24 protein-coding genes and 1 tRNA gene are annotated in these 25,506 nt (G+C 47.2%); 18 read left to right on the forward strand and 7 right to left on the reverse strand.

Features of this window, described 5'->3' with window-relative positions:
* Positions 1-177: 177 nt before the first annotated feature.
* Together metG and lptC are read left to right on the forward strand one after the other, a co-directional pair.
* Complete coding sequence (gene metG, locus SIB68_RS02920; protein ID WP_063400710.1) at positions 178-1,722, forward strand: methionine--tRNA ligase; 1,545 nt, start codon at positions 178-180, stop codon at positions 1,720-1,722.
* Complete coding sequence (gene lptC / locus SIB68_RS02925) at positions 1,722-2,906, forward strand: LPS export ABC transporter periplasmic protein LptC (RefSeq protein ID WP_063400516.1); 1,185 nt, start codon at positions 1,722-1,724, stop codon at positions 2,904-2,906. Before metG ends, lptC begins: the two co-directional genes overlap by 1 nt.
* On the opposite strand, the gene SIB68_RS02930 is transcribed toward lptC, so the two are convergent.
* A complete protein-coding gene (locus SIB68_RS02930; protein WP_063400711.1) occupies positions 2,878-3,501 on the reverse strand; it encodes a cofactor assembly of complex C subunit B in 624 nt (207 codons plus the stop codon). The genes lptC and SIB68_RS02930 overlap by 29 nt on opposite strands.
* 17 nt (positions 3,502-3,518) lie before the next feature.
* On the opposite strand from SIB68_RS02930, the gene SIB68_RS02935 reads away from it, so the two are divergent.
* From SIB68_RS02935 to SIB68_RS02970, 8 genes are all read left to right on the forward strand, one after another.
* Entirely contained in the window at positions 3,519-3,977 is a 459-nt protein-coding gene (locus SIB68_RS02935) for a tellurite resistance TerB family protein (protein ID WP_081215522.1), read from the forward strand.
* A 33-nt stretch (positions 3,978-4,010) separates the two neighbouring features.
* A complete protein-coding gene (gene psb32, locus SIB68_RS02940) occupies positions 4,011-4,694 on the forward strand; it encodes a photosystem II repair protein Psb32 (protein WP_063400517.1) in 684 nt (227 codons plus the stop codon).
* A gap of 10 nt (positions 4,695-4,704) precedes the next feature.
* Positions 4,705-5,853, forward strand: a complete 1,149-nt coding sequence (gene pxcA / locus SIB68_RS02945; protein ID WP_063400518.1) for a proton extrusion protein PcxA — start codon at positions 4,705-4,707, stop codon at positions 5,851-5,853.
* On the forward strand, positions 5,840-6,400 hold the full coding sequence (cobU, locus tag SIB68_RS02950; RefSeq protein WP_063400519.1) for a bifunctional adenosylcobinamide kinase/adenosylcobinamide-phosphate guanylyltransferase: 561 nt from the start codon (positions 5,840-5,842) through the stop codon (positions 6,398-6,400). The genes pxcA and cobU overlap by 14 nt, the downstream gene beginning before the upstream one ends.
* Entirely contained in the window at positions 6,397-6,897 is a 501-nt protein-coding gene (locus tag SIB68_RS02955) for a tRNA (cytidine(34)-2'-O)-methyltransferase (protein ID WP_063400520.1), read from the forward strand. The genes cobU and SIB68_RS02955 overlap by 4 nt, the downstream gene beginning before the upstream one ends.
* A 719-nt stretch (positions 6,898-7,616) precedes the next feature.
* On the forward strand, positions 7,617-8,024 hold the full coding sequence (locus SIB68_RS02960; RefSeq protein ID WP_236068980.1) for a M23 family metallopeptidase: 408 nt from the start codon (positions 7,617-7,619) through the stop codon (positions 8,022-8,024).
* 37 nt (positions 8,025-8,061) lie between these two features.
* A tRNA-Met gene (locus SIB68_RS02965) sits at positions 8,062-8,135 on the forward strand.
* 689 nt (positions 8,136-8,824) lie between these two features.
* Positions 8,825-9,898 carry a peptidoglycan DD-metalloendopeptidase family protein gene (locus tag SIB68_RS02970; protein ID WP_063400522.1) on the forward strand — a complete coding sequence of 358 codons (1,074 nt, stop codon included), beginning with the start codon at positions 8,825-8,827 and terminating at the stop codon, positions 9,896-9,898.
* 350 nt (positions 9,899-10,248) lie between these two features.
* Here SIB68_RS02970 and SIB68_RS02975 read toward each other — a convergent pair whose 3' ends face one another.
* Positions 10,249-10,542, reverse strand: a complete 294-nt coding sequence (locus SIB68_RS02975) for a hypothetical protein (RefSeq protein WP_063400523.1) — start codon at positions 10,540-10,542, stop codon at positions 10,249-10,251.
* Between the two features lie 171 nt (positions 10,543-10,713).
* Between SIB68_RS02975 and SIB68_RS02980 the strand changes: the two genes are divergently transcribed.
* Positions 10,714-11,316: a peroxiredoxin gene (locus SIB68_RS02980; RefSeq protein WP_063400524.1), complete on the forward strand. Its 603-nt coding sequence runs from the start codon at positions 10,714-10,716 to the stop codon at positions 11,314-11,316.
* Positions 11,317-11,338: 22 nt separating this feature from the next.
* Here the strand turns inward: SIB68_RS02980 and SIB68_RS02985 are convergent, their stop codons facing one another.
* Positions 11,339-14,191, reverse strand: a complete 2,853-nt coding sequence (locus SIB68_RS02985) for a UPF0182 family protein (protein WP_063400525.1) — start codon at positions 14,189-14,191, stop codon at positions 11,339-11,341.
* A 32-nt stretch (positions 14,192-14,223) separates the two neighbouring features.
* Positions 14,224-16,083: an ATP-dependent zinc metalloprotease FtsH gene (ftsH, locus tag SIB68_RS02990; protein WP_063400526.1), complete on the reverse strand. Its 1,860-nt coding sequence runs from the start codon at positions 16,081-16,083 to the stop codon at positions 14,224-14,226.
* Positions 16,084-16,169: 86 nt separating this feature from the next.
* Between ftsH and rpmF the strand changes: the two genes are divergently transcribed.
* Positions 16,170-16,346, forward strand: a complete 177-nt coding sequence (gene rpmF, locus SIB68_RS02995; protein WP_011130135.1) for a 50S ribosomal protein L32 — start codon at positions 16,170-16,172, stop codon at positions 16,344-16,346.
* Here the strand turns inward: rpmF and SIB68_RS03000 are convergent.
* From SIB68_RS03000 to SIB68_RS03010, 3 genes are read right to left on the reverse strand one after another with little or no spacing between them, the layout of a single operon-like run.
* Positions 16,310-17,368, reverse strand: a complete 1,059-nt coding sequence (locus SIB68_RS03000; protein WP_063400527.1) for a hypothetical protein — start codon at positions 17,366-17,368, stop codon at positions 16,310-16,312. The two genes, rpmF and SIB68_RS03000, sit on opposite strands and share 37 nt — an antisense overlap.
* Positions 17,331-17,666 (reverse strand): DUF565 domain-containing protein, encoded by a 336-nt coding sequence (locus SIB68_RS03005; RefSeq protein WP_063400528.1) that lies wholly within the window; start codon positions 17,664-17,666, stop codon positions 17,331-17,333. Before SIB68_RS03005 ends, SIB68_RS03000 begins: the two co-directional genes overlap by 38 nt.
* Positions 17,663-18,421, reverse strand: a complete 759-nt coding sequence (locus tag SIB68_RS03010) for an HAD-IA family hydrolase (protein ID WP_063400529.1) — start codon at positions 18,419-18,421, stop codon at positions 17,663-17,665. The genes SIB68_RS03005 and SIB68_RS03010 overlap by 4 nt, the downstream gene beginning before the upstream one ends.
* Before the next feature lie 69 nt (positions 18,422-18,490).
* Between SIB68_RS03010 and recJ the strand changes: the two genes are divergently transcribed.
* The 6 genes from recJ to SIB68_RS03040 all read left to right on the forward strand — a co-directional run bounded on the left by recJ (position 18,491) and on the right by SIB68_RS03040 (position 25,506).
* Positions 18,491-20,389, forward strand: coding sequence for a single-stranded-DNA-specific exonuclease RecJ (recJ, locus tag SIB68_RS03015; RefSeq protein WP_063400530.1), 1,899 nt, complete (start codon positions 18,491-18,493; stop codon positions 20,387-20,389).
* On the forward strand, positions 20,386-21,753 hold the full coding sequence (locus tag SIB68_RS03020) for a chloride channel protein (RefSeq protein ID WP_063400531.1): 1,368 nt from the start codon (positions 20,386-20,388) through the stop codon (positions 21,751-21,753). The genes recJ and SIB68_RS03020 overlap by 4 nt, the downstream gene beginning before the upstream one ends.
* 194 nt (positions 21,754-21,947) lie before the next feature.
* On the forward strand, positions 21,948-22,322 hold the full coding sequence (locus SIB68_RS03025) for a YkgJ family cysteine cluster protein (RefSeq protein ID WP_063400532.1): 375 nt from the start codon (positions 21,948-21,950) through the stop codon (positions 22,320-22,322).
* A gap of 52 nt (positions 22,323-22,374) precedes the next feature.
* Entirely contained in the window at positions 22,375-22,674 is a 300-nt protein-coding gene (locus SIB68_RS03030; protein ID WP_011130142.1) for a TMEM165/GDT1 family protein, read from the forward strand.
* A gap of 8 nt (positions 22,675-22,682) precedes the next feature.
* A complete protein-coding gene (locus SIB68_RS03035; RefSeq protein WP_063395925.1) occupies positions 22,683-22,991 on the forward strand; it encodes a TMEM165/GDT1 family protein in 309 nt (102 codons plus the stop codon).
* 118 nt (positions 22,992-23,109) lie between these two features.
* Positions 23,110-25,506 carry an RNB domain-containing ribonuclease gene (locus SIB68_RS03040; protein WP_063400533.1) on the forward strand — a complete coding sequence of 799 codons (2,397 nt, stop codon included), beginning with the start codon at positions 23,110-23,112 and terminating at the stop codon, positions 25,504-25,506.

Below are 25,506 nucleotides of genomic sequence, written 5' to 3' on the forward strand. Positions count from 1 at the left end.
GTCGTTGAGGCTTGAGGAGGGCAAAATTTCCGTCGGCTTGCTCTAGCTGGTGATAAACACAACGCTAGGAAGGCAAGGCTTGGTCTGAGAGATGACGGCAGACGATCAACAAGCTGAAATGAGTTGTTCTGGTTAGGATCCGGCCGCTCTGCGCAGCAGCAGATACTCCCCACAATGATGACCTATACCATTACGACCCCTCTTTACTACGTCAATGACAAGCCCCATCTAGGCAGCCTGTACACAACCATGGCCAGTGATGCACTGGCTCGTTTCCAGAGACTAGAAGGAAAGCAGGTGATGTTTGTTACAGGTGTCGATGAACACGGCCAGAAAATTCAACGCACAGCAGAAGTCAATAACATCAGCCCCCAACAACATTGTGATCAGATCACAAGCAGTTATCAAAATCTATGGTCTCGTTGGGGTATTTCAAATGATCGCTTTATTCGTACAACCAGCCAGCGCCATCAGTTACTGGTCGAGGCTTTTTTTCAACGTGTCGAGACCTCCGGCGATGTGTATCTTGGTCGGCAGCAGGGTTGGTATTGCGTCGATTGTGAAGAATACAAGGACGAACCTCCGCAAGCCCAGTCACCCTCCTGCCCTATTCATCAGAAGCCTCTTGAATGGAGGGATGAGGAGAACCTTTTTTTCAGACTTTCTCGTTTCCAATCACAAATCGAAGATCTCATTTCACAGCCAGATTTCATCTGGCCAGTCATGCGCCGGAATGAAATACAGAATTTTGTAGCTCAGGGTCTTAGAGATTTTTCAATTTCAAGAGTTGATGTTGATTGGGGCTTACCAGTACCTGGTTATCCAAAACACACCTTTTATGTCTGGTTTGATGCGCTTGTAGGCTATTTGAGTGCTCTTTTAGATGATGGTGGCCAGGTTCGAATAGAACGTCTTGAAGAGTGTGGGTGGCCTGCATCAGTACATTTAATTGGCAAGGATATCCTCCGTTTTCATGCAGTCTACTGGCCCGCAATGCTTATATCAGCTGGCTTACCCTTGCCAAAACAAGTTTTTGGCCACGGATTTCTCACTCGTGAAGGTCAAAAGATGGGTAAATCACTAGGGAATGTACTTGATCCAGAGAAACTGCTTAAAGTGTGTGGTGAAGATGCTGTTCGATGGTATTTATTGCGTGACATCCAGTTCGGTCATGATGGTGACTTTCAGCAGAAAAGATTTATGGATTTAGTCAATAACGACTTAGCAAATACAATCGGAAATCTGCTGAACCGAACTTCGACTATGGCAAGAAAATGGTTTGAAGGATCTGTACCTTCACATCGCAATGAAATAGATTATGCTCATCCCTTAGTGACCACTGCTGAAACAACTATTACCATCGTACGTGAATCAATGCCATCCATGGCTTTTCATGATGCAGCTGAGGCGATCCTTAAATTGGCTATTGCAGCCAACGTCTACCTCAATGAGACTGCACCTTGGAGTCGAATGAAGACGCCTGGTAATGAAGCCGAAGTGGCTGATGATCTTTACTCAGTTTTGGAGGCATGCCGACTTGTAGGACTATTAATTAATCCTCTTGTACCTTCTCTAAGCGAACGCTTGCTCAACCAACTAGGACTAAGTATTGATGGCAACGATTGGTCTAACAGTTTAACTTGGGGACAATTGCAAAGTGGAGCTTTATTGCCACCATCTCAACCCGTAATGCAAAGACTAGAAATCTCTTCTTCCCTCTAATGCGATTCAACCTTCTACCATCACGTCATCTTGGCAGTCTTCTGCTGATATTAACGATGATGGGATGTCAGGAGTCGCCATCACCACAGAAGAAATCATCAGTTCCTTTTGTATTTAAATCTCTAGAACTTCGCCACAAGCAAGCTGATGGTTCACGAGACTGGGACCTAAATAGCCCCTTAGCTCGATATGAATTAGGCAGCAGAGTTGTAAGGGCTCGCAACCCAGAGGGTGTTCTGTACAAAGAAAACAAACCATCATTTAAAATTAGCGCCCAGGCCGCCACAATAGTAAATGATGGTGAGACTGTGCTTCTTGAAGGAAATGTAAATATTCAGCAGCTTACAGGAGAAAAAGTATTGATTACTGGTGATCGTTTGCGTTGGACACCTAATGAATCGAAGATGGTGATTGAGCAACGACCCCAAGCTATTGATAGCATTTCAAGGATTAGTGCCAAGACAGTATTGTTTCAACAGTTAACCCAAGAAATTGTATTTAAAGGTCAAACAAAATTTGAACGCTGGAAAAAACAACGCAAAGACAATCATGAACCCTCAATTGTGATCAGAGGACGCAATGGCCTTTGGAATCTAGACAGCGGCAAACTTAATGCTATGGGACCAATCCTTGGCCACCGAATTGTAGGTAAAAGTGATACTCCACAGCAACTTACAGCCACAAGGTTGCAAGGAAACACGAAGAAGGGTTACCTCGACCTAATCAAGCCTGTTACACTTACGATTCCAGAACAAAAAGCAATTTTACTTGCACAGACAACGCGCTGGAAATTTAATAGCGAAAAGATTCTAAGCAATGAACCTTTTACTGCAACTCAGGAAAGATCAACCTATCGCGGAAATAGTTTTAAAGTTGATCTTGCCCGTACAGAAGTAGAAATTCCTCAGAATTGTGAACTTAGTCAACCTGGCGAACAACTAAAGGCTAAAAAATGTATTTGGAATTGGAGCACAGATGAGGTTCAGGCAATTGGCGATGTAATCTTGAAGCGAGATGCAAATAATCAGATCACTCGAAGTGATAAGCTAGAAGGACGAATTGGAGATGAGGGAAAAGTGTCTTTCTCATCATCTGTTTCTAAAGTGAGATCACAACTAAGAATTGAAGAAGGTAAGGAAAAATCGATCTTTTCCTCTAAGCCCTCTCCTCCAATTCAGTTCTAAGACGTTGCGACCATCCAATAAACCAAAGTTCATCTGAACGACTAAAACATCGCTCGGAACATCCACCCAAGACAACCCAACCATTTAATGCTAATGGATACACCATAACAGCAGGTAAGTTCTCAACAATTGGATTAAATTCGATTCTGCCAGGGAACAGTGATGTGTTAACTAATGAAATCAGTTCGCTTCGATCTCTGGCCTGTTTACAGATCTCTCCTGGAACGAATTTACCATTACCACTGATTCCTCGACGTAAAAGAACTTGATCATTCCAATAAACTAGGATCACTGCCGCTGGGGTTGCTGTAAGTAATAAATGACTTCCCCAGGCAAGTTCTTTTTGTAATACATCGTTCAATCCATCTACTAATTCGAATGTCTGATTTCCCTCAAGGATCTGCTTAATGGGAGCCATCGGGCTCGCTTGTGTCCATAACACTCCCATAAGCATCAACCCGACGGCGGCAACACCAGCCAGGACCTCCGCACGCTGAAAGCTCGGCGTAACAAGGTCCACTGTCAAAGCATTAAATGCTGCCAAAGACAGGGTCAACAGCCCGGCAATCAGGGAAATACGCGCAACTGGTCGCATCGAACGAAACAAAAGTGATGTCAGATGCACGCACTCTTGCTCAAATGGGTTGTGTTGTTCCAGCTTTCATGACCGATGCTGAAGCCTTTGCAGCAGTGGCCCTCGCCGCTGTTTCTTGTGACGGGGTTTTCGGTCGCGAAGAAGCCCATGCCCTTCGTCGCCAACTTGAATTCAGATACCCCTATCGGGAGCGCTCGGAAGCCTCTATGGGCGAGCTCTTTGATCAACTCCTAAGCCTGTTGCGCCAGGAGGGTGTAGATGGTCTGATTAGCAAAGCATTACCTGCCCTGTCTTCGTTCCAGCAGGAAAGTGCCTTGGCAGTCGCCGCCCAGTTAGTCCATTCAGATCGCGAGGTCTCAAAGGAGGAAGCTGCTTTCCTGGAGGATCTAGCTTGCAAGCTTGACTTACCTTCTGATCGAGCAAGGATTGTGATTCAAGCAATTTCTGCTCTGAATCGAGACAGCTTGCTCAGCTGACGTCAGACTGCATTGTGAGCTGTTGTTGAACTGATGCCTGTTCTGAGGTCAAGCCGCATTCTCGGTGTTCTGATCAGCATCCTCCTGGGTCTGATTCTCCTTGTGCCAGGAGCCTTTGCCATAACAACAGAAGATTTTCCTGTTGCAAGGCCTGAAGGCCATGTTGTCGATTCTGCTGATGTCCTCAGCAGAGTGTCTCGTTCTCAGATTGAAGGACGTCTTGTTGAGCTCGGAAACGAAAGGCTTGATGCTCGCTTGATTACTCTTCGTAAACTTGATTATGGTGTTTCCCTTTCCAACTTTGGCAGTTCGCTGATCGATAGATGGTCCACAAACGCTGGTGAAAAAGAGCTGCCCTTGCTAGTGATGTTGATAGATGCACAAACCAAGCAAACTGTTGTCTTGGCAGATGCAAGTTTAAGAAGCACATTACCCGACGCCCTTTTGCAGAGCACTGGCCGTACGACAATGAATAAGCCAGTGGTCGGAGGGGAGCGTTACCAGCAAGCATCCTTTGATGCAATTGCCCGCTTACAAGTCGTATTGGATGGCGGGGATGACCCAGGAGCTCCTGTCGAAACATTTAGCGCAATTAAGCAAACCAATATCCCGTCACAAGAACAAACACAAAACAGTAATGCAACCCTAATTGTCGTTGTCTTGATGGTTGTCGGCACAATCGTTCCGATGGCCACATGGTGGGTGTTCTCTCGCTGACTCAATCACCATGACGCTTAGGGACTGGATGAGAACATTTGGAGAAGCTCGATCAATAGACATCAATAATGACCTTGAACGTGGTTACGAAGCAGCACTTCTGATCCAGACACTTGAGCTTGAATACTACGGCGATCGGCCTATAAGAGACAACCAGCAACTTTCTGTTCCACGATCATTACAGTCAACCATATTGCGTAAATTTCATACTGCCGTAAATATCTGTCGTTTAACGTTTGAGGCTATTAAGCCTAATATCAGCCAACTTGAAAGTCAGGAATATCGAAAATTTCAGTTAATTGAGACGATTGTAAATCGCTATGCCCCGAAGCGTTCATCAAGATCAACGTCTATGAGTAGGGCACCAGACCCTCTTCCCAGATCTCTTCTTGGTTTAGTTGATAAGGTGCGACGACAGCTTGATCCAACATCCGAGGCGACTTTAGTTGCAGGGTTTCGCCGCCGTCGCGATTCCACTCTGATCTCACTAAAGATCATCTTGCTGCTAATTCTGGTGCCGTTACTTGTGCAACAGATCAGCCGAACTTACCTCATTAGCCCGGCGATTGACTACTTGGCCCCAGAGCTGCCATTTCTGAGTTATCCCAAACCCCAACTTGAAGAACAAGCGGTTGAAAAACTTAGAGTATTTAAAGCAGAGATAGAGTTTGATGCCCTACTCAAAGGTGATTCAGTCCCAAGTCAAGACGAACTACAGAAGGCACTGGCAATAAAAGCAAGTCAACTTAAGGATGAAGCTGATAAAGAAAGCACACATGCAGTAAAAAATGTCTTAGCAGATATCGCAGCACTGATTGCTTTTGCTTTTGTTTGTATAATTAATCGGGAAGAATTGAGAGTTCTCCGAGGGTTTCTAGACGAAGCAATTTACGGCTTAAGTGACTCTGCGAAGGCATTCGCAATCATTCTTTTTACAGATATGTTTGTAGGGTTCCACAGTCCCGAAGGATGGCAGGTATTATTGCAGGGAATTGCAAATCATTTTGGATTTCCAGCTCGAGAAAATTTCATACTTTTATTCATTGCCACCTTCCCTGTGATACTTGCAACCATCTTTAAGTACTGGATTTTCCGTTATCTCAATCGCGTCTCTCCCTCTTCTGTTGCAACCCTACGCGGAATGAATGGTAGTAGCTAACACTATTCCTAAAGTCAATGGCCTTACCCTAGTGTCAGGCCCAAGCAGAGGTGGAAAGAGCCGATGGGCTGAACACTTGGTCAAACAATTCAAGTCTGTAACTTATATCGCCACCTCGCCGAGAAGAGCTGGCGACCTGAATTGGCAGCAAAGGCTTGAAAAACATCGTAATCGTCGACCAAAACACTGGTCATTGATTGAATCTGGACCAGACCTTAAAAAGGCAATCATTCAAATGCCAAGATCAGATGTTGTTTTAATTGAAGCGTTGGGTGGTTTTGTTGCATGGCATCTCGACCAACCTTCGAGCAATTGGAAAGCCCTAAAAAACGATCTACTACAAACGATTAAACAACATGATGCATCCATCGTGATTGTCATTGAGGAAACTGGCTGGGGTGTTGTACCCAGTACCTCCAATGGAGGTCTTTTTAGAGATCGTCTTGGGAAGCTATCTCAGGAACTGGAACCGTTGGCATCAAACAGCTGGCTTGTCATACAGGGTCGAGCCTTGAATCTCAAACAGCTTGGTATTGCGGTGCCATGAGCGATCCAAATGAACTCTCACCATTACGCGTAGCTCTATACGAGCCACGTATTCCACCAAATACAGGAAATATCGCCAGGACCTGTGCAGCCTTCCACATTCCACTAGCTCTGATTGAACCTCTTGGGTTCAGCCTTGACGATCGCTATCTACGTAGAGCAGGACTTGATTACTGGCCTCACGTCGATTTATCAGTTCATTCTGACCTGGATACATTTCGCAGGTGCCTGCCATTGAATCATCGACTGATCGGTTGCAGCAGATTTGGAGGAATCCCCCTCCGTTCGATGCGTTTCCAAACCGGAGATGTTTTGCTTTTCGGCCGTGAGGACACCGGTCTTCCTACCAAAATCCGTCAGCAGTGTGATCAGATCACGACAATTCCCATGCCTGGAGCAGCAAGTGAACAGGGGCAGGGCGGAGTAAGGAGCCTAAACCTGTCTGTGGCTTGCGCCATCGTGAGCTTTGAGGCTGGCCGGCAACTGGGGCTGTGGTGAGTAAACCGGAGCAAGATTGCTTCTGCCCCCCCTTGCCTAATCGAGGGGAGATCAGCTAACTTCTCCCGGACTCCGGCCAAGTTCGGCTTGATAGGGGTTTTGAACATCGACTTTATTGAATGAAGCCCCTGTTGTTGCTTATCTCTTCCTTTGCAGCACCAGTGCTTGCTTTAGGAAACCTTGGGTCCTTTCCTGGCTATGCAAATAGTGCTGTAGGGGAGAAGGTCAAGATCTCAAGCACAACCTCACAGCAACTGATATGGATAAAAGTTGCCCTCCCAGTAACCTTAGAGGAACTTGCAGGCAAGCTCGGACTGAAAGCGACTGAACTGTCAAAACTCAATAAAAATTCATCAGATACAGAACTGAGCAAAGGCAGTTGGATTGTTTTGCCAAGATCTGTTCATAGCCGCTTGGGTCGAATCAGTTACCTTGATTCAGATGAGGCACTGCTGCATGACCCTAGTAAAAAAATCGACAACTCAAGCAACAAAGCTAATAGCTTGAATCGACTGCTTGATGAAACTAAGAAAAAAAATTCACTTTACTCGTTCAATGATCTAAATAAGAATAAAAATCAAGTAAAGATCCAAACAAAAATAACTAGCAACAACATCCTTAAAAAGGAGTGTTCACTTGAGTCTCCATGCAACTGCCCCACCTGCTTAGATGTTGAATCACCAGTTAACCCAGCAGATTTATACACCAGAAGTAATGGCATGCTCCATCTAGGAAGCATTGATTCTGACTCCTACATATGGCCTACTAAAGGTGTGTTCACATCTGGTTTCGGATGGAGGTGGGGGAGAATGCATCAAGGCATTGATATCGCCAATAAAGTGGGCACTCCCGTTTTTGCAGCAAAAGACGGAATCGTCACCTATGCCGGATGGAGGGGGGCCTACGGCTACCTCGTAGAAATTGCACATGGTGGTGGCTCCACAACCCGCTATGCCCATAACAATCAGATTTTGGTGCGCAGTGGTCAGTTCATACCGCAAGGAGCAACGATCTCTAAGATGGGCAGCACTGGTCGCAGCACTGGTCCACATCTCCATTTTGAGATCAGAAAGAAGGATGGCTTAGCAATGAATCCAGTCACGTTGCTTCCATCGAATAAGGTCTGACCAGAGAAGGTCCATCGTTTATTGTTGTTAACGACAAGGCTCGGTAGCTCAGCTGGTTAGAGCGTGGGATTCATAACCCCAAGGTCGGGAGTTCAAGTCTCCCCCGAGCCATTCTATTTTCTCAAATAGTCAACCTTCTGCTAATTGATTTATTATGTTATTGAATCTAAAAACTAAGTATAGCTTTAGACGAAATCTCAATCTCAATGATTTCATCTAACAAAGATTTAAACGGCTGACGAATAGGGTTTATACCTTGTTCAAAGAAACCAATCAGCCTTCACCACAACAAATCAAATGCGACCAAATAATAAAAGGAATTTCATTCCAAAAAGCCTAAACGGAAATCAAGGGTAATTAGAAAGTGAATACAGTTAAATTTCGGCAAGATTATCAACAATATCGAGATCGAACTGACGTCGAGTGAAAAAATATCAACCTCCTGAAAGAAGTGATTTGCGAGGTTTGAGTCTCTTGGCCATTGTGTCAGCCTCTACAAGAGATTCAGAAGCACAATCACCTTAAATAAAATATCAAGGGCTTTATGCTGACGAGAGAAGGCAGGCCAAAGCAACGACGGCCGCCTGTGAGTAAAAACACCTACAAAGAATTGATTTGCTCCAGGGTTAATCGCGTTTACCTCAGTTTTGCCCTTGCAGGAAAATGTCTAGCTTACCTATGAGATCAAATCAACGATGGCCAATCAAGCACCCCTTGCGGATCTCTAATTCAGACGTTAATTTTCGCGCGAACTCCTCAAGGCTGAATGTCTAAGGGGTGCTTCACGTTGATTGGCCCCCATGAACTCGCTGCCGTTGCTGATCTCAACCATCGCCGCGCCAGTACTTGCATTAGGGACAGTCAACCACCTGCCTGGCGAAGCCAGTAAATATCATCATCCCTCCTCCCATCCATTACCCCCACCTGTTCTCCCTCAGCCTGATGGACAGATATGGGTCAAAGTCAACAAACCAGCAACGATTAAATTCATTGCTCATCAGCTTGGCATCTCTTTGTCTGAGATTTCGGCGCTCAATGATCAGCCATCAGCCAACAGGCTGATGGCTGGCAGTTGGATTGTGTTACCTGTCTCAGCCATGGCTCGTCTGCAGCAGTCCAAGTCTTTAGACATAACAACAGTCAGCCAAAACCAGCCGCCAGTGTCCGCGCCGGCTCCACCTCCAAGCTTGGTCAAAATAGAAAGCGGAGACTCGATTGCATCAATTGCCAAGCAGCATGGACAAACACATCAGAGGATTCGTCAGCTAAATCCAGGTCTTGAATTCAATCAACTCAAAGTGGGTAGGAATATTCGAGTTGCAAACTCAACGCACCCTCAGAAAACAATTATAACGACAAGTCTTGGCAATAACAACCTTCAATCCCTTTCTCTACTCAGTAATGGAGGTGAATTGATAGATCTAGGTGACACGAACTCTTATATTTGGCCTACAAAGGGTGTAATCACTTCAGGGTATGGCTGGCGTTGGGGAAGAATGCATCAAGGTATTGATATAGCGAATAAGGTCAATACACCTATCCTTTCGGCAAAAGGCGGCATTGTTTCCTATGCGGGCTGGAAAGGAGCTTACGGATATCTTGTAGAAATAGCACATGTAAACGGGGATTCAACTCTGTATGCGCACAACAATCGACTACTTGTTAAAAAGGGGCAGATCTTACCCCAAGGAGCCACAATCGCAACAATGGGCAGCACAGGCCGTAGCACTGGGCCTCACCTACACTTTGAGATAAGGAAGAAGAGCGGTACAGCCATCAATCCAGCAAGCCTACTACCCTCAAAAATAGTAACAACAGCGCCCACTTTTCACTATTGCTATCATCACAAATCCTTCCACGAACATCATGTATGATTAGAGATATAAATCTATCATGAGACCATTTAGCCTATTCTTACTAGGGAATTATGGAGATACTAATGACTACAAGTCTCTTTTTTCAAGTATATATGAAACAAGCAGATTGCTACGCATAATGTTAATCAGACAGTGATAACAATCGTTTCGCATGATTAGATTATCCGGCATTGATGAATATCTTTGTTCTCATTTTTTAATCGCTATTAGGAGCCGATGCAAGGCTAGCTAAATCAATATTTCACATCCCCTGAGGAAGTAATTGGGTCTTCACTAGCGTTATCATGAATCAATCAATTTATATTGGCATTTTTTACAATGACATTAAATAGTTTAGAATCTAAAATCTAACGCATTTCAATTGCATTAAGTCTTTGTCGAAATGAACTCTGGTTCTCTTTCGCTTCTACAGCCTGTGTTTTATCGCTATGGGATGCCTCAGGCGTGTAGGGGCGCCTATTGCCTCGGTGGCTCCCAGATCGAATCGGCATCGCCTGCAGGGTTAGCCTTCTAGTGTTGGGATCGCGAATTAGTGGTTGGAGCTTAAGTTCAGTCCTAAGCTGATTGAGAAGTCGAAAATGGCCTGTGTTGCTGAACTTACGTAGCAAGGCTTGGTCCCAGGCTGTTGTTTGTTTGAGCATGCAAGAAGTTTAGATGATTCCCGCTTCAGCCATATTGATTAAGCTTAGCCCTAGCGATCAAAATAGGCATGGCATGATAAATTTGAGTAGCCAACAAGAAGTCATACCGACTTCACTTTAGCTCTGATTAAGCACATCTCTTGCAGAGCCATCAACTCTTAACTCTCAATCATGACGACCAACGAATGCCTACGGGTGGGTCAGCAGGCCCCAGACTTCAATGCTACAGCTGTTGTTGATCAAGAGTTTAAAGAAATAAGCCTTTCCCAGTACAGGGGGAAGTATGTGGTTTTATTCTTTTATCCCCTAGATTTCACTTTTGTATGCCCAACAGAAATTACAGCATTTAGTGATCGTTACGCTGATTTCTCGAGCCGAAATACAGAGGTATTAGGTGTTTCAGTTGATAGTCAGTTCAGCCATCTTGCATGGATCCAGACATCACGTAAGGAAGGAGGTCTTGGTGACATAAACTATCCACTAATAGCTGATCTCAAGAAAGAGATTTCGACAGCCTATAACGTTTTAGATGATGCTGCTGGAGTAGCCCTACGTGGTTTGTTTATCATTGACCCAGATGGAGTCATAATGCATTCAACAATTAACAACCTACCAGTAGGAAGGAACGTGGATGAGACATTACGTGTACTGCAGGCCTTTCAGTATGTACAGTCACATCCAGATGAGGTATGCCCAGCTAATTGGACACCAGGAGAGAAAACAATGAAACCAGACCCAGTTGGAAGTAAGGAGTTCTTCGCCTCAATAAATTAATCATTAATCTATCAATACATCATTAATTTGATTGATCTGCTTCCTTAATTGGTGGCAGATCAATTCTATTTAAATACACTGCTTTTTTGCTTGATCCATCAACTAAGGCCCTTAGGCCTTCGGCGAGATCCTCAGCCATGGCTATCCTTTTGCCATCACTAACCACAACCCTGGTAAGTGTTGGTAAACCACCTTGACGTGCCCTTAGGTAAACAGGTTCTACATAAAGAAGGGCCTTCCCTAGGGGTACAACAAGAAGGTTCCCTTGCACAACTTCAGATCCAGCACGATCCCAAAGACCAAACTGTTGACTGATCTGTGGGTCCTGATTGATAAGGGCCTGAATCTGTTCAGGACCGAAGATTGGCGTTTGACTTGGGAAACGTAACAAGACTAATTTTCCATAATGCTCACCATCACTGCGAGCAGCGAGCCACGCAGAAAGATTGGGACGAGCCAGTGGTGTTAGTGGTTGTAATAATAGAAATTCTGAACTTTCTTGAGTACCTAACTGTGCAGTGATGTGATAGGGATCAACAGGAACCTGCCGCCTACCATAGAGTTCCTTTGGAACCTGCCAAACATCATCACCGCTATAAAATATACGAGGATCAGTAACGTGGTATCTAAGTAATTGCTGTACCTGTACATTAAACAAATCTGTAGGTACCTTGAGATGCTCTCGCAAGCTTGAAGGCATCTCCTCAAGAGGTTTGAAAAGATCTGGAAACAATCGCTGCCAACCCAATATTATCGGATCCCGCGGTTCACTCACATACAAGTGAACACGACCACTGTATGCATCAACAATAGCTTTGACTGAGTTACGTAAATATCGCAGCGGGCGACCATCTGGTAGGTTTGCTGCGTAGGGGTATGTGCGTGAGCTTGTATAAGCTTCAACAATCCAGTATTGGTTTTGCTTAGCTTCATAATCAAGATCTTTAGAATTAACTGAAGTAGAAACCAAATATGGGTCACCAATGACTTCAAGGAATGGCGCTATTGCCCTCACTCTTTGTCTTACTTCGCGCCTAATAAGAAGTTTGGAATTAATCGTTAGCGACCCTGTATTAAGAAGACGAGGTTCAAAAAGGTACATAGCTGCTGCTAATTGTTGCCAGGGATGCCCCACCGGCACACCTCCTGATCCCAAATAGTGGTTGTAGATATTCTTATCACCTACTGGATAATCAAGTTCTTTTAGTTTGCTCGGAGCAAGAGCATAAGGAGAGGGTAGCATTCCAAAATAAAGAGCTGCTCTCCCAATAGGGACAGCCTCTTTGACCTCATCACGAGTAATGCCTAGCTCAGAACTACCTTCAAGACGTGTTGAGGTTCCTAGATCACTGATAAAATAGTCAGGTAGACCATCGGGTGCTCTTGTATTGACTGGACTGAGAGTAAAGCCATATCCATGCGTGAATACAAAATGACGATTCAACCAAGTACGTGAACGTTTTGGAAGTGCAGCCTGATCAAGTTCGCGTGCTGTGATCATCACCTGTTGCCGGTTCGCTACGTCAGGCACAAAGCGATAACGATCTACTGCTGCATTTGAAAAGCGATAGTAAACCCTCAATTGCTGTAATTGACGATTGGTTGCCAATAGAGGCTGACTATCCCATAGACGAATATTCCTTAGTGTGCTAGCACCTTGTTCAAGATCAAGTTGAGTTAACTGAGGTTGAGGATTAATAAGTGTGGTTGTTATCGAGTCAAGCTGAAATGCTTTCCTTGTGGCTTTAATTGCTCGAATAATGTAAGGGGTTTCTAGTTTCAGTTCTCTAGGTTTTACGACCATCCACTGCACAAATGGAGCCAAAAGTACTTCGAGAAGAATTACTCCTACGCCAATAATTGAAGCAATTAATCTCAATAGACGCCTTTGTTGTATCCATGGAAATGGAATTACCAGAAATGCGAAAACCAAAATGGCCAAGCTTGCCAAACTTCGCAGAGGAAGTATCAGGTGAGCATCCAACCAACCAGCTCCGGCCACCGTACCGTTCTGCGTCCAGAGAAGTTCATGACGTGATAACCATAAAAGTGCTGAAAGTGTTAAAAGTATGATGCCGATTAGTGGCCTTAAAAAATTGCACTGTCTAGGAGATAAACCTTTGAAAACCCAATCCGAAAGCGATTCAGGCTGGGCTAACTTCATCCATATAGTCGTACATGTTGTTAAGATTAGTTGGGCCAACAGAACAACCAAACCAAAGGCTAGTGCTGGAAATTGGCCGAGCCCAAAACTTACATCGCCACCCAGTAGTGGTTCTTTAATACCTGTAGGAGGTATAGCAAGGGCGAGTGCCCATAGCCCCCAGCCTCTAGCAATCGAGATACTGAAGCAAAAACAACCCATTAAATGAGCAATCCTTCCACCTCGGGCATTGCCAAGCATCACGCAAATTGAGATGAATACACAGGACAGCGGAATCACCAGCGCCCAAATGTCTTCAAAAGGTTCACTCCACCAATGCCCAAGGTCAAATGGCTTGAAACAAGCTAACCACGCCAATCGACTGAGTAATACAAGATCACCGACCACCACCACGAAGCAGCCAAGTAGCCCCAAGCCATAACGCCATCCATGCAGGGAAAGGGATGGCTCTCCCAAATTGCTTGCACCTTCGAGTTTGATCCAGTTGCGCTGCCAAAGCTGACAAGTCGCGACAACCAGAAGGGCGAGGAGAAGTCCTCCCAGTTGCCAGAGCCAACGGCGGAGAAGCATCCCTTGCCAATCAAATTGACCGAACCACAACCATTCGACTTGAACCCGCATCAACAACCAGAAAGCTGAAATAGAGAGCAAGAGCCAAAGCCATTGGCTCTTGAACCATTGCAAGGGTCGGGCGAAACCAGCCAAGCCCATCGACTCAATCAACACAGGCTAAGTCCTTCTAATTACACGCCCACTGGCTGTGACTGATCAACAGTCAATCCAGCCAATTGCAGAAAACGATCAGTATGGAGAGTTTCCTCCTGAATCAGAGCATCAACCAACAGATCCATCACTTCCCTTCTTGGCGAAAGCAAGTTAATTGCCTGCTCTAAGGCATCAACCGCTAAAGCTCGTATCTGCTCGTCTATGACTTTTCCAGTCGATTCAGCGTAGCTCGGGCGTGTATGGATCAAATCACGTCCTAGGAAAACCTCTGAGCCCTCTGTCTCCAAAGCGATAGGCCCAAGGCTCGAAAAGCCGAACCGCGTCACCATCTCTCGAGCCAGATGCGCAACGCTCTGCAAGTCGCCACTTGCACCCTGGGTGATTTCATCGAGTCCAAAAACCACCAACTCTGCTGCCCGGCCGCCAAGGGCAACCACAAGCCTTGCGAAGAGATATCCCTTTGTGACAAGGCCTGAATCAAGGATTTCCTCATCTGGCCAGAAACGAGTAAATCCGCCAACGCCTCCGCTACGAGGCAAAAGCGTGACCTTATCTATGCGGTCGGCATGAGGGGTTAAAGCTGCAACCAAGGCATGTCCAATCTCGTGATAGGCAATCAACCTCTTTTTTGCACTGTCTTGTAGAGGTGCTGCAGAGAGTCCCATCGTGATCCTTTCAAGCGCCGCTTCAAGCTGTTCAGTGCCAATGCATGCTTTCTCCTGCCTTGCTGTGAGGATGGCAGCTTCGTTCAATAAGTTGGCAAGATCAGCCCCTGAGAAACCAGGCGTTCGACGTGCCCAATCCTGCAAACATACCTCCTCCGCAAGGGGTCGAGTTCGAGCATGAACAGCGAGGATTTCCTTACGACCCCGACGATCAGGAAGGGAAACTTCAATACGACGATCAAAGCGTCCAGGCCGCATCAGTGCCGCATCAAGCACATCTGGCCGATTGGTAGCTGCAAGAAGAATGACGCCAGAATTATCTGCAAACCCATCCATTTCTGTCAGAAGCTGATTCAGAGTCTGTTCTCGTTCATCATTTCCACCACCGATGCCAGCCCCTCGCTGTCTCCCCACAGCATCAATTTCATCTATAAACACGATGCATGGGGCTTTCTCTTTAGCTTTGCGGAATAGGTCTCTTACTCGACTAGCACCCACGCCAACAAATAATTCCACAAATTCAGAGGCCGCCATAGAGAAAAAAGGCACGCCTGCCTCACCAGCAATTGCCTTGGCCAAGAGGGTTTTCCCTGTTCCAGGAGCACCCACTAGAAGAACACCCCTTGGGATCAGGGCGCCAAGCTTGATGAAACTCTCAGGTTGCCGCAAGAAAGTAACCACCTCTTGCAGCTCCTCTTTCGCTTCTTTAATCCCCGCTACATCATCAAAGCGAATAGGTAGATCCTCTTGCGGTTTCAACCGAGGTTGACTACGTCCAAATCCCATTGCTCTGTTTGCCACTTGAGCAGAACGACGAAAAAGAAACGTCAAGCCAACAACAACCATCAAGATCAATACAAGATTGCCGGCCATTCCTGCAAATGCCTGTTCCTGACGAATGTCCTTCACCGTCAGAGAGGTATCAGCAGCCTCGGCGACTCGTAGGATTTGTTGGTAATTATCGAAGATCGCCACCTTCTCCTGGTGTCCATCCTTGAAAACCACCACGACTTCTCGCCGAGCTGGTATCAACTCCAACGACTTAACCTTTTTCTCTTTGATCTGATTGAGCAGCTGGCTATAGCTGATTGTGGGTTTCTGCTTGAAGGGCGCAAAGGATACAGCTTCAGATGAATGCTGAGACTGATCTGCTTCCAGAGATGAACGCTTCACAGATGGCGAACCCTGCAGTGCCGATGGACCTGAACTCACAGCAACGTTGCGGTGTAGAGAGCCTAGCTATTTGACGCAAGGCCTTACTAAAGGGGAGGATTATCGTTTGGCTGTTCCTGCCTGAGATGGCTGTACCGAAGAAAAAAACCTCCAAAGGCAAACGTAATCAGCGTCATGCCATCTGGAAAGCTAAAGCCGCCACAGCGGCTCAACGCGCTCTATCAATCGGTAAATCGGTTCTAAGTGGTCGAGCACAAGGATTTGTTTATCCAATGCAAGAGTCTGATGATGATGAGTCTTGATATCCCCTCTGACCGACCCACATCAACTGGCGTGCAGGCGTAAGGGTGGCGACGACATCAGCCTCTATCCCATCGAGACAAGTTAAGGGAATAGAGGCAAGGATCATGCGCACAAAACCCTCAAACGATTCTTGATCAAGGCAAACACCACGATTTAGTTGCATCAAGCTCTCCTGGTTAGCTTTCCAAATTCGTGTAGAGCTTGGGTCGATTGCTTTCAGGTGCCAAAGAGTATCTAAACGGTCCCATATCGGCACATAGCCGTTCAACGCCTCTTGGACAACAAAGCGATAATCATGCTCAAGCTTGTTCAGCGGTGGTACGAGCTGATCCGAAAATTGGCCTGCCTCTGCAAATTTGCAAGGCAAGCAACCAAGGATCCATCCTTCTATGACAAGTACCTTTGGATCAGAAAGGTGCCAACCATCTCGATCACCTCGACCATGGCGGAGCGCTTTGTCGAACATCGGTGCTTTTAAGTGACCAGTTGACTGCCATGTATCCAGCACACTGGCCAACAAATCGAGATCATGGCTGCCTGGAAGCGCTCTAGGCACTCTCCAGGGATTACCGCTCATGCTTCGATCGAGCTCAGGGAATGACCAATAAAAATCATCCAATGAAATCACCTTGATCGGCCAACCAAGTTCTCCAGCAGCGGCTTCGAGCCAACAACCAAGGCTCGTCTTTCCGCAACCCGGAAGGCCTGTTATACCAAGCAATGATCGATCGCTTTTACCAAGACACCCTTCCACAAGTGTGAGTAACGGCAAACCAAGCCCCCAAATCCAATCGGTGCGGGTAGATGGATGCCAGAAAGGCCTTTTTAGCGAGATGCCGCCTCGCTTTTGCCAATGGATAAGCCAAGCTTGTGGATCAGGCCAACCCAATTGAACGAGTAACTGTTCAAGAGGTTGAATTGGAAAGAGAATCTGGGGGTCGGCAGGGTCAGACCAAGGCGTTAAAAATTTATTTTGATGATGATCAAGAACCAAGCTTGAAGGCCTCGAGGACAACTGCATAAACCGCGCCAATCCTCAGGTTGTCCAAAGCCAACCAGTGCAACGGCCAAGGCTCAATCTCAACACGGCTGCGCAAGAATACCAATAGCTCAATGATCAAAACCATCACAATGACAACAAGCGGTCTCAAATCAATCTTCTGCAGGTAATAGACAGTGAGGTTGCTACCGAGATAAAAGCCAAGCAACAAAGCGATCAGAGCAATGCTGCGCCGCCGCCATGATCCAAGCCAAGCTTGAGCAAAATGCCCCCACAGCTGACGCTGGAATCGTGCAAAGCGTGTGTTTTGTAGGCTCATGAAGGAGCCATATCGATGAGTCTTTGTAAGTACTCCAGCTTGACCTGCTCTTGAAGACAAGGGGGGCCTACGAGCACTTTGCAGGGCAACCCTTTGTCACCAAGATGGTCGAACACCGCATTGGCTTGGTGGAACTTTGATTTCAGCTCCTGATCCCATGGGGATGGGGTGAGCAGGCATGGCAGATTTGCAGCTCTAGCGGCAGCAAGTCCAGCTGCAGAATCTTCGATCACTATCACCTCATTCTTGTTGAAACCACTGGCGCAAAGTGCATGCAGATAGCCCTCTGGATGTGGCTTGCCAAGGCAAACATCCTCAGCGGTGATGCATCCCTGGAATGGTGAATCACCATGAGGGAAATTCACCTCAAGCAAGGCGCTTACAGAGTCGCGACCGCTTGTGGTTACCACCCATTGCTCCACTCCATTCAGTTGGAGTTCCGTGAGAAGACGCCGCACACCCGGTCTCCAAGGGACGTATCCAGAACGTATTCTTTCGATGTAGTGGTGTTGTTTACGTCTACGCAACTGAGCCAAAAACTCTTCATTGAACTCTTCTCCCAGGCGCCCAGCATAGTTCTCAATACGTTGTCTCCCACCTGGTATTCGTAGAAGTTCAGCGTAGAGGTGGCGATCCCAAAACCAAGCAAGTTCCGCCTCGGCAAACGCTGCATTAAAGGCCACGCGATGGCCATCCATTTCTGTGTCAGCAAGGGTGCCATCAACGTCCCAGAACACTGAACAAAGCTTGTTCATGTCTAGCGGCGATACAACTCCCTGACAGCTTGAAGCAACGCTAAAAATGCAAAAGGTTGCCTAGGACCATTGTCATCATCCGAACATCCCACCTGGAGCTGGCAACTGCCGAGGCCCATCCCCTCTGATCCTCTGCCAGAAGTTCCTCTTCCTTTGCCTCTAAGGGCCGTGCTGGTTCGCAGAGGCGTGCTGGATTCCTCTACAGCTACAACGATCCTGGAACCACCCAAACCACCAGATCCTTGCGATCACTTTCCTGATCTAGCGAAGGCCATTGTGCGTCTGCAGGGAGCCTGTCAAATAGCAGAATCAGTCGCCATCTGTGGCGACTACGACGCCGATGGGATGACCAGCACAGCCTTGCTAATGGTGACGTTGAAGTGTCTTGGCGCTCAACCAATAGCTGCGATCCCGAACCGAAAAAGTGAAGGCTACGGTCTCAATCGCGACATGGTGACAAGGCTTCATGAACAGGGAATTCGACTGATTGTCACCGTCGACAACGGTGTAACAGCCCAAGAGGCACTGCAACAGGCAGAAAACCTCTCTATGGAGGTGATCCTCACCGACCACCACACGCTCCCAGACTCACCTCTTAATGTGCTCTGCCTGCTTCATCCATCAGTAACACCTCAAGACTCACCCTACCGATGCCTGGCAGGCGTAGGTCTGGCATACCTGCTTGCTTCATCTCTTGCTGAAGCGATGGATTGCAAAGAAGCTATAGGGCCTGCAAGAGATTTATTCTGTATTGGAACAGTAGCGGATATGGCACCGCTCACTGGTGCAAATCGAGCCTTCTTGAGAGAAGGTCTGAACAATCTGCATCGAACCCGATGTAAAGGCCTTAGAGCTCTCCAACGGCTGGCTGGTATAGAAGAACGTCCCCTTAAAGCCGAAGACATCGGCTTCCAGCTAGCCCCAAGGATCAATGCGGTAGGGCGTCTAGGTGATCCGCAGCTCGTGGTGAAACTTTTGACTGTCGATAACGAAGACGAGGCCATGACCCTTGCTCGTCAATGTGACCAGCTCAACCGGCAGCGCAAGGATCTCTGTAATGCCATTGAGGCAGAAGCTATTGCCCTGGTTGAGGCCGAGGGTGCAACACCTCCACCATTTTTGATGCTTGCTCAGAATCATTGGCACCATGGCGTGATCGGAATCGTGGCAGCTCGTCTAATGGAAAGATATTTTCGCCCAACTGCATTACTTGCTGGTGAGGGAGACGGACGTCTACGAGCCTCTGTACGTGCACCATCTGGGTTCGCTGTGAATGATTCTCTCAAGGCCTGTGCTGTTCATCTTGATCGCTTTGGTGGCCATTCAGCAGCAGGTGGTTTTACGATTCGAGCTGAAAAAGTAGGAGCACTTCATGAAGCATTAAATAAGCTGGCTAGCAATTGGCATGCAACTGTTGGTGGTGGGGTCTCTATTTCACCAGAAACACTTTTAAAGCTTCATGAGATCAACTTGGATCTATGGAATAGCCTTCAGCAACTAGAGCCCTTTGGCATTGGTCACCCAGCTCCACTGTTCTGGGCACGGAATTGTCTTGTTGTTGACCAGCACAGAATGCGTGGTGGTCACCTGCAACTAATTTTGGCCCAAGGTGACTGCCAGAGAAGGGCAATTGCGTGGCGATGGATAAGCGAAGCCCAAGTTCCTGAACGGATTGACGTAGTATTTCGAATCAACATGAACCACTGGCAAGGGGAGGACCGCCTGCAGATGGAGGTTGTCGCCCTGCGGGCATATTGCCCTGAAATCAACCTTCATCGCAAAGATAAAACCTATCGCTGCCTTATCGACAAAGAAGGTCAAATGGTACTAGTTAATCCTAAAGGTGAGGTTCTAAAAGCCATCTTGTCAAGCAATGGAAAGCTTCAATGCACTGACAGTCGAGCTAGACATCCTTACATTCATAACCTGATCGAAGAGGGATTAATAGGTCTGGGACTTCGCCCATGAGTTTTGATCTACGACGGCTCGAACAATTAATCCCAGGAGTGATTGGAAGAAAACAATCTGAGATTATTCAGCTCTTTCAACATCTTTTATGTCTTTTGATTATTGGCCTTCTAATCGGCCTTGCATGCCTGCCACTCAACCTGATTGATGCAATTCAAAAGTCTCTATTTCAGCAGTTACCAGCAACAACAGGAAGTGCATGGCGGCCCATTGGTCTGATATTGGCACTTTTGCCGATAGGAGTGATGCCAATCCTCTTGTTACTGCAGCGGGGGCCATGGCGAGATGCAGCTGGCTCTGGGATACCCCAGACGATGAATGCTCTTGAAGATCACTCACAGCTAGCACCTGCTCTCGCTGCACCTAGAACCATTCAACGTGGCCTTCTCTGGACTATTGCAACGGTTGCCCTTTTCCCTCTTGGACGGGAAGGGCCAGTGGTGCATGTAGGAGCAGCTGTTGCACGTGCAATTCACAAACGTTTTAAGCGTTGGCTCCCTTCACTGAATGAGCGTCAGATTGTCGCTATTGGTGGCGGTGCTGGACTTGCAGGAGGCTTCAATACGCCTCTACTAGCACCAATATTCATGATTGAGGAACTCACAACTGAATATTCCCTCACTTTGATTTGGCCTGCTCTTGTGATTGGAATCTCCGCGGCTTGGTTTAGCAGCGTTGGCGGAGAACCAATCTTCGGTCTTGGCATGATCAATGTGATGGCTCCAGAATCCGAGCAGCTCTTAATTGCTATTCCAATTGGGATTTTGGCTGGGCTTGTGGGGGGATTCTTTAATCGAGGCCTTGTCTGGTGCTCTTCATTTCTTGAACCATGGGTGCGTCAACGACCAATCCGCACTGGGCTTTTGCTTGGAATATGCCTAAGCGCCTTGGCTCTAACCAGCTGGGGGACAAGCACAGGTGATGGAGAGGGGCTTCTGCAATTGTTGATTCAAGAAGGCATGCCAAACCATTTCCCTGATGGTGGCTCTATTTCAAAAGGAATAACGTCTATATGGATCACCTTGGTTCGCGTCTTGGCTCCGATGATTGCACTTTCACCTGGTGTACCTGGAGGCCTTATTGACCCTTCACTTGCGTTTGGAGGCCTCCTCGGTTACACATTCTGTGGATTGGTTGGTTCAAGCACTCATCTCGGCCTAGCGCTTGGGATGGCTGCTGGTTTGGCTGGTGCCACACAGCTTCCCCTTGTCTCGATTGTGTTCGCCTGGAGACTAGTTGGCGATCAGCAACTTTTTGCAGGTGTGATTCTTTGTTCAGTGCTGGCCGCCTACATAGGAAGGTTGGTGGCACGTACGCCCATCTATCACGCTCTTGCCGAACTTCAAAGACCTAATCGGTTTTGATAGAAGCATAGAAATATAATTGCTGGACCGGCTAGGGCGACTGCGCCAAGTGGCCCAAAGATCTCGAGAATGCGGATGGCAGTGTCCATAGCGACTTAGAGATGATCCCTTTTGACTGGTAGAGAATACGAGATTGCGGTCACATAAAGTGTGACTGATTACCGACTCTGTGATGCCTTGTCACAGCATGAAGGATGAGCGATGCCTGGACGAAGTGGCAATGCATTCAAAATTGCGGAGCCTGCTGCCGTCTAGATCCCACTGATCGAGGAGAAGCGATCGCAGTACTGAATGAAAGGCAGCAAGAGATTTATTTCGGGATGGTCAACCCCGACGGCTGGTGCAAGCATTACGACACTGGTGGACGTCGTTGTCGCATCTATAATTCCCGCCCTGATTTCTGCAGGGTTGGTTTACTGGCAACACTTTTTAATCTGCCGCAGGACAAATCAGAATCATTTGCAATCCACTGCTGCCGCCAGCAGATTCGATCTGTCTATGGCGGTAGAAGCCGAGAGCTACGAACCTTTGAACGTAGCCTGCGCCTGCCATTTCAAAAAGATGGTTAAGGCACCAACTTCTAAGGACACAATTCAAAAACCCGCTCCTGAGAACGGAGCAATGGGTTTCACAACGGTGTTGTTAACAACATTCACCACAGTCTTTTTGGCTGAACTTGGCGATAAAACCCAGCTAGCAACCCTATTGCTATCAGCTCAGTCAGGCCAACCATGGGTTGTGTTTCTCGGGGCTGCCCTAGCTCTCATCTCCTCCAGTTTGGTGGGCGTCTTGGTGGGTCGCTGGCTGGCTGGAATCCTGCCACCAGAACGCCTGCAAAAAATGGCCGGGGTGCTGATGGTGGGCTTGGGGTTATGGCTTGGACTACAAGCAACACAGTCTCTGCTAATCGCAAGCCAATAATTAAGTCTATGGATTTCACCCTGCTGTTATCGACATTCATCACAGTGTTCCTTGCCGAACTCGGTGACAAGACACAGCTGGCAACCGTAGCCATCAGTGGAACAACAAACAGACCTTTTGCTGTTTTTCTTGGTTCTGCAAGTGCTTTGGTCTTTGCAAGCCTGTTGGGAGCCATGGCCGGAGGATCGATGGCTGCTTTAATCCCTGAAAACCTTTTGCAATTGCTGGCTTCGTTAGGCTTTCTGATCATTGGCCTACGCCTTATGTTCTCAAACCTGAGTCTTTCTTCTGCAGAGGAGGAAGCCCCTGAGAAATAAATGCTATTAAATGTCTAGAATTAACTCAGAGCCAATGTTGACTCTGCGCTGTCTTCGGATTCCTCTTTGGTGATGGCACCGCCGGTCATGAAGACTGGTCTTCTACCTTCCTATCTCAATGAAGTTCACGGTCGCTGACCTGCTTGACCAGTTACCCCCCACTGGGGGACTGGAGATCAAAAAACTCGAAAAAATTCTCAAGCTCACCACAAAGGCCGATCGCGACGGTCTTGAAACAGCCCTTCAGGCTCTCTTGAAGCTCGGCATTGTCAACAACGAAGAAGCCGGTGCAATAAAGCGTAGTGATGACGAGTCACTGATTGAAGCTCGTTTGCGCTGCAGCAGTAAAGGATTTTGCTTTGCCCTAAGAGATGATGGGGGAGACGATATCTATATTCGCGATCATCAGCTCAACCATGCCTGGAACGGAGATCGGGTACTAGTCCGCATCACAAGAGATGGGGGGCGTCGAAGATCGCCAGAAGGTGGGGTGCAATGCATCCTCGAAAGGAGCACCACCAGCTTGCTTGGTCATGTTGAACGCAAAGATCAAAATATCCTTGCAATACCTCTTGATGACCGCATCCTTGCAACGATCCAACTGCCAGATGGTGATCAAGCCCATCTGAATGATGGGGAGCAGACAAGCGTGGTGGAGGTGAAGCTTGATCGCTATCCCATTGCCCAGTTCCCCGCTGAAGGGCATGTAGCACGGTCACTTCCCTTGAATGGAGGCCCCTCAAGTGATCGTGATCTTCTTCTTACCAAAGCCAACCTTCAAGATCGACCTGCTCCCCCACGCAGCAGCCTAAAGACCCCAACGGCTAAACATCGGCAAGATCTGAGCTCGCAGCCAGCGTTGCTACTGCGCAGCTGGCAGGTATCTGATGCGCCACCCCTACCAGCAGTCTATGTGGAGCCCCATGCAGGTGGCACACGTCTGTGGATTCATGCGCCTGCTGTAGCAGAACGTCTGAGTATTGGGAACAACCTGGATCTCTGGCTAAGAGATCGAGCGGAAGCTCTCTGCCTTGGTGAAGTTTGGCATCCCCTACTCGGCCAAATTCTTTCAAAAGCCTGTTCATTTAAAGTTGGGGAAATCAACGATGCAGTAAGCGTTGCTCTCGACATCTCGGCAGATGGTGAGGTAACTAATTGGCATTTCAGCCTTAGTTCAATCAAGCCAGTAGCCGAAATCGGACCTAAGACCCTCACAGCTCTTAGCAACAGGAAACCAAAGGCAAGAACAGTCCCTGCTGCTCTGAAGTCCGTTAAGGATCACTTAGCCCAACTCGAGACATTGATCTTTTGTGCTCGTTCATTGCAAATGGGAGAACAGGCCAGTGGCTCTATAGAGCTTGATCTGGCTGTTCCAGAACTTCAATGTCTTGGCGACCTCCGCTGGGCAGACCCTGATTCATATCATCATCAATGGGCTCTTCCTCTTGATCAAACTGACCCCCAATCAGTTTTGAGCCCAATGATCAGAGCTGCTCATCGTGCCTGGGCGCAACATGCCCAGAACTTGCAACTCCCTGGCCTGGTGATTGAGGCTTCAGAAGCAGACAACAGCACCTTGAACGACGTTGCTAAATCAGCATTAGCTCTTGATATTGCCTTGGAACTTGATGAAGAAGGTAGTCCTGCTGCCACAGAGCTTGCAAAAGCATTTTCTACAACAGCCTGTCGAAGAGTGCTGGATCAGCAACTACGCCATGCACTGCCAGAAACTGTGTTAAGACTTGGAATTAATGATAGTCAGAAAGAGAATGGAAAGATTGAATCCGACCATGAAGACACAAAGACAAAGGATTCGAACCTACAATCACCTTGGTGCTGTCCAACTATCCATTACACAGATCTTGTTAATCAAGAGATCATAGTGTCACTTTTAAGTAACGGTAAAGATCGTCCAAATGTCCGACAAAAGGAAAAAGTGGTTCTGGGGTCCCGTGAATGCTGGCAACAAATCAAATGGCCACTATTCAGCACAAGCCAAGAAAAGAACCTAGAAGAAATCTGCAGTAAAAGCCTTGTGCATCGCCTCAACACACTGCGCCGTCAAGCTGAAGAGCTTCGACAAGACCTGATCGCTATGGTTCAGGCACGTATCGTGGAACCCCTTGTTGGGGAAGAACATCAGGGGGTGATAAGCGGAGTGCAGAGTTATGGGTTCTTTGTGGAAATTCCACCTTCTATGGCAGAGGGCCTTGTCCACGTCAGCTCTTTAAATGACGATTGGTACGAATATCGCTCACGTCAAAACCGATTGGTGGGTCGGAAGAATCGCAAGATCTATCAACTTGGTGATCAAGTAAACGTGAAGGTTGTCAAAGTTGATGCCTTAAGGAACCAAATTGACCTCGAAGTTAATGGATCAGCAATAACTGTTGAAGCCAATATGAATGTTAATTCTGATCTAACTAATCAAGCAACAGCAACAACAACAAAAAGTGAGGTCAAAGGAAAAATCTCCAAGAATAATGGACAACTAGTCAGCTCAAATGAGGCATAG

It is taken from the genome of Prochlorococcus sp. MIT 1323 (assembly GCF_047304905.1).
Taxonomy (GTDB): Bacteria; Cyanobacteriota; Cyanobacteriia; order PCC-6307; family Cyanobiaceae; genus Prochlorococcus; species Prochlorococcus marinus_D.

Excerpts from the sequence above, each read along its gene's own strand:
- metG (WP_063400710.1), top strand. The coding sequence starts at position 178 with ATGACCTATACCATTACGACCCCTCTTTACTACGTCAATGACAAGCCC.
- lptC (WP_063400516.1), top strand. The coding sequence starts at position 1,722 with ATGCGATTCAACCTTCTACCATCACGTCATCTTGGCAGTCTTCTGCTG.
- SIB68_RS02930 (WP_063400711.1), bottom strand. The coding sequence starts at position 3,501 with ATGCGACCAGTTGCGCGTATTTCCCTGATTGCCGGGCTGTTGACCCTG.
- SIB68_RS02935 (WP_081215522.1), top strand. The coding sequence starts at position 3,519 with ATGTCAGATGCACGCACTCTTGCTCAAATGGGTTGTGTTGTTCCAGCT.
- psb32 (WP_063400517.1), top strand. The coding sequence starts at position 4,011 with ATGCCTGTTCTGAGGTCAAGCCGCATTCTCGGTGTTCTGATCAGCATC.
- pxcA (WP_063400518.1), top strand. The coding sequence starts at position 4,705 with ATGACGCTTAGGGACTGGATGAGAACATTTGGAGAAGCTCGATCAATA.
- cobU (WP_063400519.1), top strand. The coding sequence starts at position 5,840 with ATGGTAGTAGCTAACACTATTCCTAAAGTCAATGGCCTTACCCTAGTG.
- SIB68_RS02955 (WP_063400520.1), top strand. The coding sequence starts at position 6,397 with ATGAGCGATCCAAATGAACTCTCACCATTACGCGTAGCTCTATACGAG.
- SIB68_RS02960 (WP_236068980.1), top strand. The coding sequence starts at position 7,617 with ATGCTCCATCTAGGAAGCATTGATTCTGACTCCTACATATGGCCTACT.
- SIB68_RS02970 (WP_063400522.1), top strand. The coding sequence starts at position 8,825 with ATGAACTCGCTGCCGTTGCTGATCTCAACCATCGCCGCGCCAGTACTT.
- SIB68_RS02975 (WP_063400523.1), bottom strand. The coding sequence starts at position 10,542 with ATGCTCAAACAAACAACAGCCTGGGACCAAGCCTTGCTACGTAAGTTC.
- SIB68_RS02980 (WP_063400524.1), top strand. The coding sequence starts at position 10,714 with ATGACGACCAACGAATGCCTACGGGTGGGTCAGCAGGCCCCAGACTTC.
- SIB68_RS02985 (WP_063400525.1), bottom strand. The coding sequence starts at position 14,191 with ATGGGCTTGGCTGGTTTCGCCCGACCCTTGCAATGGTTCAAGAGCCAA.
- rpmF (WP_011130135.1), top strand. The coding sequence starts at position 16,170 with ATGGCTGTACCGAAGAAAAAAACCTCCAAAGGCAAACGTAATCAGCGT.
- SIB68_RS03000 (WP_063400527.1), bottom strand. The coding sequence starts at position 17,368 with ATGCAGTTGTCCTCGAGGCCTTCAAGCTTGGTTCTTGATCATCATCAA.
- SIB68_RS03005 (WP_063400528.1), bottom strand. The coding sequence starts at position 17,666 with ATGAGCCTACAAAACACACGCTTTGCACGATTCCAGCGTCAGCTGTGG.
- SIB68_RS03010 (WP_063400529.1), bottom strand. The coding sequence starts at position 18,421 with ATGAACAAGCTTTGTTCAGTGTTCTGGGACGTTGATGGCACCCTTGCT.
- SIB68_RS03020 (WP_063400531.1), top strand. The coding sequence starts at position 20,386 with ATGAGTTTTGATCTACGACGGCTCGAACAATTAATCCCAGGAGTGATT.
- SIB68_RS03025 (WP_063400532.1), top strand. The coding sequence starts at position 21,948 with ATGAGCGATGCCTGGACGAAGTGGCAATGCATTCAAAATTGCGGAGCC.
- SIB68_RS03030 (WP_011130142.1), top strand. The coding sequence starts at position 22,375 with ATGGGTTTCACAACGGTGTTGTTAACAACATTCACCACAGTCTTTTTG.
- SIB68_RS03035 (WP_063395925.1), top strand. The coding sequence starts at position 22,683 with ATGGATTTCACCCTGCTGTTATCGACATTCATCACAGTGTTCCTTGCC.
- SIB68_RS03040 (WP_063400533.1), top strand. The coding sequence starts at position 23,110 with ATGAAGTTCACGGTCGCTGACCTGCTTGACCAGTTACCCCCCACTGGG.